A 1,322-nucleotide genomic window follows, 5' to 3' on the forward strand; every position below is an offset into this window, starting at 1 on the left:
CATCCTAATTATCACCACCGCGGATTTCCGCGAGGCTTTGGGCCCACCGATGCTGATGACCCTATTCATATCACGTTTACCGTTAAGCCGTTTACTGAACAAATGAAAAAAGTAGCTGGCTGGGCCGAGCAGGGCAAAGTGATGATGCAGAACGCGGCACCAGATAGTAATGAGCATTTCAATGGGAAAATGCAGCTTTGGCAAGAGCGCTTTAATTTAGGAAAGACGATTAAAAGGCACATTACGACGATCAAAACTTTTTACTTACCCCATTTTTCACCAAGTATGCAACAACGGGTGATTGAAAAGTATCAACCGATTTTTAGAGCCTGGTATTACGGCGTACCTGAAACGGATTGTTGGAGTATGGTTAAATGTAGAAAGCAAATTTTAAAGCCAAGGGAAGCTGAATATGAAGGATTATAAGCGTAAAACTGCACTGCAATTTTACTGTGTGCTACTGGCGTGTTTTTTGACAACAAGTTGCACTACAGTATTCGATAAAGCGCATGGTTATCGTGGGCCCATTGTTGTGACGATTGAAACAGAAGATGGCTCAGTGCCAGAATTTCCTTTTTTGATAGAGTCTGTGTACACAGAGTCATGTGGTCATAGTAGTTGTGGAATAGACTCAGGTTATAGATACTTTAAAACGGCCTATGCTAACGAGCCAGTCACCTTCCCACGCGAGCGTTTGGATTTATTACAACCCAATGCCTATGCGACAATTCTTTTTAAAGTTACTCATCCTAATTATCACTACAATGTATTTACGCGAGGCTTTGCGCCCACCGATGCTGATGACCCTATTCATGTCACGTTTACCGTTAAGCCGTTTGCTGAACAAATGAATAAAGTAGCTGGGTGGGCGACTGGCCCTAAGCAAGACATGCAAAACTTTACACCTGAGAGCAGAGAATATAAAAAAGCAGACATTCGGTATCGCCAAGCGCGCTTTAATTTAGGAAAGACGATTAAAAGGCACATTACGGTGACCAAAACTATTTACTTACCTCATTTTTCACCAAGTATGCAACTACGGGTTATTGAAAAGTATCAACCGATATTTAGAGCCTGGTATTACGGTGTACCCGAAACGGATTGTTGGAGTATGGTTAAATGTAGAAAGCAAATTTTAAAGCCAAGGGAAGCTGAATATGAAGGATTATAAGCGTAAAACTGCACTGCTTTTTATGATTATACGTTGTGATAAAAGTTGTTATTTAATTTACACATAAAAAAACCTTGTAAGGGGGTGCCCAACAAGGTTCAATTTTTCAGCTTTCAGCTTTCAGCTTTCAGCTTTCAGCTTTCAGCTTTCA

1 protein-coding gene and 1 pseudogene are annotated in these 1,322 nt (G+C 40.9%); both read left to right on the forward strand.

The features are described from left to right. A pseudogene (locus H5183_RS18645) lies at positions 1-426 on the forward strand (hypothetical protein); the annotation flags it as partial. After that, entirely contained in the window at positions 413-1,171 is a 759-nt protein-coding gene (locus H5183_RS18650) for a hypothetical protein (RefSeq protein ID WP_182732416.1), read from the forward strand. The pseudogene H5183_RS18645 and the gene H5183_RS18650, both read left to right, overlap by 14 nt. Positions 1,172-1,322: the final 151 nt, after the last annotated feature.

It is taken from the genome of Pseudoalteromonas sp. SR44-8, assembly GCF_014163635.1.
Classification (GTDB): domain Bacteria; phylum Pseudomonadota; class Gammaproteobacteria; order Enterobacterales; family Alteromonadaceae; genus Pseudoalteromonas; species Pseudoalteromonas rhizosphaerae.

Excerpts from the sequence above, each read along its gene's own strand:
- H5183_RS18650 (WP_182732416.1), top strand. The coding sequence starts at position 413 with ATGAAGGATTATAAGCGTAAAACTGCACTGCAATTTTACTGTGTGCTA.